We start from the raw sequence: 6,000 nt of genomic DNA on the forward strand, positions 1-6,000 counted from the left end.
CGACAAGATATCGACATCAGCGGCGGTGAAACGACTTGAAATATTCGGCGCAAACTAACTGATAACCGGGCAATTTCATGGATATATACGGAACCTGGCCGGACGACATATCCGGATGACGGGTTGAGAAAACTTTCCCGATGTGTTTAACCTGAAAAAGGATTCAATCAACAACCCCAAAGGATGTGTTTTGAGTTTTGCTACCGTAACGCTCCGTCGTCCAACCGACGGCGACGGTCATACCCTTCATCAGCTGGTCGCGCGCAGCCAGCCCCTCGATACCAATTCGGTCTACTGCAACCTGCTGCAGTGTTCCGATTTCGCCGATACCGCCATCGCCGCCGAAGACGCCCAGGGCCGACTGGTCGGGTTCATCTCGGGCTATCGCCCGCCGTCGCGGCCGGACACGCTGTTCGTCTGGCAGGTCGCCGTGGATAGTTCGATGCGCGGCCAGGGCCTGGCCCTGCGCATGCTGCTGGCGCTGACCACCCGGGTGGCCCGCGAGCACGGCGTGCGCTTCATGGAAACCACCATCTCGCCGGACAACGCGGCGTCCCAGGCATTGTTCAGGCGCGCCTTCGCCGAACTCGACGCCGAATTCGCTACTCGGACGCTGTTCTCCCGCGCCGCGCATTTCGCCGGCCAGCACGAGGACGAGGTGCTCTATCGCGCCGGTCCATTCGACGCCTCCATTCTGGACGCCTCCCACCTAGAAGAAGAGCTCAAGGAGCATGCATGAAAACGTTTGAACTCAACGAATCCAAGGTTCGCAGCTACTGCCGTTCTTTCCCCGTGGTGTTCAAGCAGGCGCGCGGCGCCGAGCTGGTCACCCGCGAGGGCAAGCGCTACATCGATTTCCTCGCCGGTGCCGGCACCCTCAACTACGGGCACAACCATCCGCTGCTCAAGCAGGCGCTGCTCGACTATATCGAGCAGGATGGCATCACCCACGGTCTGGACATGTACACCGAGGCCAAGGAGCGCTTCCTCGACACCTTCAACCGGCTGATCCTCGAACCGCGCGGCATGGGCGACTACCGCATGCAGTTCACCGGCCCGACCGGCACCAACGCGGTCGAGGCGGCGATGAAGCTGGCGCGCAAGGTCACCGGACGCAACAACATCATCAGCTTCACCAATGGCTTCCACGGCTGCAGCATCGGCGCGCTCGCGGCGACCGGCAACCAGCATCACCGTGGCGGCTCCGGCATCAGCCTCACCGATGTCAGCCGCATGCCCTACGCCAATTATTTCGGCGACAAGACCAACACCATCGGCATGATGGACAAGCTGCTCACCGATCCCTCCAGCGGCATCGACAAGCCGGCGGCGGTGATCGTCGAGGTGGTGCAGGGCGAAGGCGGCCTGAACGCCGCCTCGGCCGAATGGATGCGCAAGCTGGACAAGCTCTGCCGCAAGCACGACATGCTACTGATCGTCGACGATATCCAGGCCGGCTGCGGTCGCACCGGCAGCTTCTTCAGCTTCGAGGAAATGGGCATCCAGCCGGACATCGTCACGCTGTCCAAGTCGCTGTCCGGCTACGGCCTGCCGTTCGCCATGGTGCTGCTGCGCCAGGAACTGGACCAGTGGAAGCCGGGCGAGCACAACGGCACCTTCCGCGGCAACAACCATGCCTTCGTCACCGCCGCCGCGGCCATCGAACACTTCTGGCAGGACGACCGCTTCGCCCAGAGCGTGCGCGCCAAGGGCAAGCGCATCGCCGACGGCATGCAGCGCATCGTCCGCCGTCACGGCCCGGATTCGCTGTTCGTCAAGGGCCGCGGCATGATGCTCGGCATCAGTTGCCCGGACGGCGAGATCGCCGCAGCGGTGTGCCGCCATGCCTTCGACAACGGCCTGGTCATCGAGACCAGCGGCGCCCACAGCGAAGTGGTCAAGTGCCTCTGCCCGCTGGTCATCAGCGACGAGCAGATCGACCAGGCGCTGAACATTCTCGACAAGGCCTTCGCCGCCGTGATGGGCGAGCAGGCCGCCGACCAAGCATCTTGAGGTAACCGCAATGATCGTACGTACCCTCGCCGAGTGCGAGCAGACCGACCGCAAGGTCCACAGCAAGACTGGCACCTGGGACAGCACGCGCATGCTGCTCAAGGACGACAAGGTGGGCTTCTCGTTCCACATCACCACCATCTACGCCGGCAGCGAGACGCACATCCACTACCAGAACCACTTCGAGTCGGTGTACTGCATCAGCGGCAATGGCGAGATCGAGACCCTCGCCGACGGCAAGATCTACAAGATCGAGCCCGGCACGCTGTACGTGCTGGACAAGCACGACGAGCACCTGCTGCGCGGCGGCAGCGAGGACATGAAGCTGGCCTGCGTGTTCAATCCGCCGCTCAACGGCAATGAAGTGCACGACGAAAGCGGGGTCTATCCGCTGGAGGCGGAGGCGATCGCATAGGGCGGGTTTAAACCCGCCGACCAGGGTGTCGGCCAAACCCATGCCTGGCGGGTTGCACCCGCCCTACAACTGTAGGTTGGGTTGAGCGAAGCGAAGCCCAACAAGCGAAGCCCGACAAACCGAGGACAAGCCGGCGCCCATCAGACAAGCCGACAACAGAGCGGACGGAGGACACAGGAGTGACGACGCAAGACATCGACCTTTATCCCTCGCGCCAGGATGACCAGCCCAGCTGGCAGGAGCGCGCCGACCCAGTGGTCTACCGCAGCGACCTGGAGCATGCGCCGATCGCGGCCGAGCTGATCGAGCGCTTCGAGCGCGACGGCTACCTGGTCATCCCCAACCTGTTCAGCGCCGAGGAAGTCGCGCTGTTCCGTGCCGAACTCGAGCGCTTGCGCGAGGACGAGGCAGTCGCCAATTCCGGCAAGACGATCAAGGAGCCCGACAGCGGCGCGATTCGCTCGGTATTCGCCATCCACAGCGACAACGAGCTGTTCGCCCGCGTCGCGGCCGACGAGCGCACCGCCGGCATCGCCCGCTTCATCCTCGGCGGCGACCTCTACGTGCATCAGTCGCGGATGAACTTCAAACCCGGCTTCAGCGGCAAGGAGTTCTACTGGCACTCGGACTTCGAGACCTGGCACGTCGAGGACGGCATGCCGCGCATGCGCTGCCTGTCCTGCTCGATCCTCTTGACCGACAACGAGCCGCACAACGGCCCGCTGATGCTGATGCCCGGCTCGCACAAGCACTACGTGCGCTGCGTCGGCGCCACGCCGGAGAACCACTACGAAAAGTCCCTGCGCAAGCAGGAGTTCGGCATCCCCGACCAGCACAGCCTGAGCGAGCTGGCCGAGCGCTTCGGCATCGACTGCGCCACCGGCCCGGCCGGCAGCGTGGTGTTCTTCGACTGCAACACCATGCATGGCTCCAACGGCAACATCACGCCGAGTGCGCGCAGCAATCTGTTCTACGTCTACAACCACGTGGATAATGCCGTACTGGCACCATTCTGCGAGCAGAAGCCGCGTCCGGCGTTCGTCGCCGAACGCGAGCATTTCGAGCCGCTCGAAATCAAGCCGCAACAGTATCTCTGAGACGATCGGGCGCGTCTGAATGACGGGCCCGATCCCGGCTTGGCCGCTCGCTTGCGGCCCAGGGACGATTTCAATTCCAGCTCGTTGATCGACAGGTGCGCCGGCCGCGCCCGGCCGTCAACGGCCTGCCAGATTCGGACGCAATAAAAGCATGCATACCGTGGAAAAGATCGGCGGCACGTCGATGAGCCGCTTCGAGGAAGTTCTCGACAACATATTCATCGGCCAGCGCGAAGGCACGACGCTGTACCAGCGCATCTTCGTCGTCTCGGCCTACAGCGGCATGACCAACCTGCTGCTGGAGCACAAGAAGACCGGCGAGCCCGGCGTCTACCAGCGTTTTGCCGACGCGCAGAGCGAAGGCGCCTGGCGCGAGGCGCTGGAAACCGTGCGCCAGCGCATGCTGGCCAAGAACGCCGAGCTGTTCAGCTCCGAATACGAGCTGCACGCCGCCAACCAGTTCATCAACTCGCGCATCGACGATGCCAGCGAGTGCATGCACAGCCTGCAGAAGCTCTGCGCCTATGGCCATTTCCAGCTCTCCGAGCACCTGATGAAGGTGCGTGAGATGCTCGCCTCGCTCGGCGAGGCCCACAGCGCCTTCAATTCGGTGCTGGCGCTCAAGCAGCGCGGCGTCAATGCGCGCCTGGCCGACCTCACCGGCTGGCAGCAGGAGGCGCCGCTGCCGTTCGAGGAGATGATCGCCAGCCATTTCGCCGGCTTCGACTTCGACCGCGAGCTGGTGGTCGCCACCGGTTACACGCATTGCGCCGAAGGCCTGATGAACACCTTCGACCGCGGCTACAGCGAGATCACCTTCGCCCAGATCGCCGCCGCCACCGGCGCCCGCGAGGCGATCATCCACAAGGAATTCCACCTCTCTTCCGCCGACCCGAACCTGGTCGGCGCCGACAAGGTGGTCACCATCGGCCGCACCAACTACGACGTCGCCGACCAGCTGTCGAACCTCGGCATGGAGGCCATCCACCCACGGGCGGCCAAGACCCTGCGCCGCGCCGGCGTCGAGCTGCGCATCAAGAATGCCTTCGAGCCGCACCACGCCGGTACCCTGATCAGCCAGGACTACAAGTCCGAGAAGCCCTGCGTGGAGATCATCGCCGGGCGCAAGGACGTCTTCGGCATCGAGGTGTTCGACCAGGACATGCTCGGCGACATCGGCTACGACATGGAGATCAGCAAGCTGCTCAAGCAGCTCAAGCTCTACGTGGTGAACAAGGACTCGGATGCCAACAGCATCACCTACTACGCCTCCGGCTCGCGCAAGCTGATCAACCGCGCGGCGCGGCTGATCGAGGAGCAGTACCCGGCCGCCGAGGTCACCGTGCACAACCTGGCCATCGTTTCGGCGATCGGCTCGGACCTCAAGGTCAAGGGCATCCTGGCCAAGACCGTGGCGGCGCTGGCCGAAGCCGGCATCAGCATCCAGGCGATCCATCAGTCGATCCGCCAGGTGGAGATGCAGTGCGTGATCAACGAGGAGGACTACGATGCGGCGATCGCCGCGCTGCACCGTGCGCTGATCGAGCCGGAAAACCACGGCGACGTGATCGCCGCGGCCTGACTGGCCGAGTCCGGGCGGCGGTCCCTGCGCCGTCCGGACCGGCGCACGAACATGCATGACGCCGATCAATACCGCCTGGCGGGCAGCGGGCCAGTATGAAGCCAGGACGCAAGCCAAGGCCTACCCGCCGCGCAGCGTGCGGTGGCGTGTTCCCTGACTCGCGCTTCGTCCCAGCCATGCATCAGGAGCCCGCATGTTTCCCGAATACCGCGAACTGATTACCCGCCTGAAGTCCGAAGACACGCATTTCAACCGCCTGTTCGACGAGCACAACGAACTGGACCAACGCATCAAGAACATGGAAGCGCGCATCACCCCCGGCACCGCGGCCGAGATCGAAGACCTGAAGAAGGAAAAGCTGCTCATCAAGGATCGGCTCTACAGCCTACTCAAGACCGCAGCCGTCGCCTGACCCTGGCAGGGCGCACGCCTTGGCCACTACACAGTCGTAGGTTGGGTTGAGGAGCGAAGCGACGAAGCCCAACGCTACAGCGCATCCAGCGACACCGGAACCCGCTTTGTCGTCGTGCCGCCCATTGTTGGGCTTCGCTTCGCTCAACCCAACCTACGGGCCCGGCCAGCGCAGCACGTAGGTTGGGTTGAGGAGCGTAGCGACGAAGCCCAACACCATCCGTGCATCCGTGCATTCGGCGGTACTGGAACCCGCTTTGTCGTCCTGCCGCCCATTGTTGGGCTTCGCTTCGCTCAACCCAACCTACGGGCCCGGCCAGCGCAGCACGTAGGTTGGGTTGAGGAGCGTAGCGACGAAGCCCAACACCATCCGTGCATCCGTGCATCCGTGCATCCGTGCATCCGTGCATCCGTGCATCCGTGCATTCGGCGGCACTGGAACCCGCTTTGTCGTCCTGCCGCCCATTGTTGGGCTTCGCTTC

The 6,000-nt window shown here is 63.7% G+C and carries 6 protein-coding genes; all 6 read left to right on the forward strand.

Annotation, left to right across the window (positions count from 1 at the left end; translation table 11 throughout):
- Window positions 1-190 precede the first annotated feature (190 nt).
- The gene (gene ectA, locus IN820_RS05945) at window positions 191-739 is read left to right on the forward strand and encodes a diaminobutyrate acetyltransferase (protein WP_193680091.1); all 549 of its coding nucleotides are present in this window, start codon (window positions 191-193) and stop codon (window positions 737-739) included.
- The gene (ectB, locus tag IN820_RS05950) at window positions 736-2,013 is read left to right on the forward strand and encodes a diaminobutyrate--2-oxoglutarate transaminase (RefSeq protein WP_193680092.1); all 1,278 of its coding nucleotides are present in this window, start codon (window positions 736-738) and stop codon (window positions 2,011-2,013) included. The genes ectA and ectB overlap by 4 nt, the downstream gene beginning before the upstream one ends.
- Window positions 2,014-2,023: 10 nt before the next feature.
- Window positions 2,024-2,428 carry an ectoine synthase gene (locus IN820_RS05955; protein WP_193680093.1) on the forward strand — a complete coding sequence of 135 codons (405 nt, stop codon included), beginning with the start codon at window positions 2,024-2,026 and terminating at the stop codon, window positions 2,426-2,428.
- Between the two features lie 179 nt (window positions 2,429-2,607).
- A complete protein-coding gene (gene thpD, locus IN820_RS05960) occupies window positions 2,608-3,525 on the forward strand; it encodes an ectoine hydroxylase (RefSeq protein ID WP_313026467.1) in 918 nt (305 codons plus the stop codon).
- A 151-nt stretch (window positions 3,526-3,676) separates the two neighbouring features.
- Window positions 3,677-5,107: an aspartate kinase gene (locus tag IN820_RS05965; RefSeq protein WP_193680094.1), complete on the forward strand. Its 1,431-nt coding sequence runs from the start codon at window positions 3,677-3,679 to the stop codon at window positions 5,105-5,107.
- A gap of 193 nt (window positions 5,108-5,300) precedes the next feature.
- Entirely contained in the window at window positions 5,301-5,519 is a 219-nt protein-coding gene (locus IN820_RS05970; RefSeq protein ID WP_193680095.1) for a YdcH family protein, read from the forward strand.
- Window positions 5,520-6,000 lie beyond the last annotated feature (481 nt).

It is taken from the genome of Pseudomonas lopnurensis (genome assembly GCF_015070855.1).
In the GTDB taxonomy this organism is placed as follows: domain Bacteria; phylum Pseudomonadota; class Gammaproteobacteria; order Pseudomonadales; family Pseudomonadaceae; genus Stutzerimonas; species Stutzerimonas lopnurensis.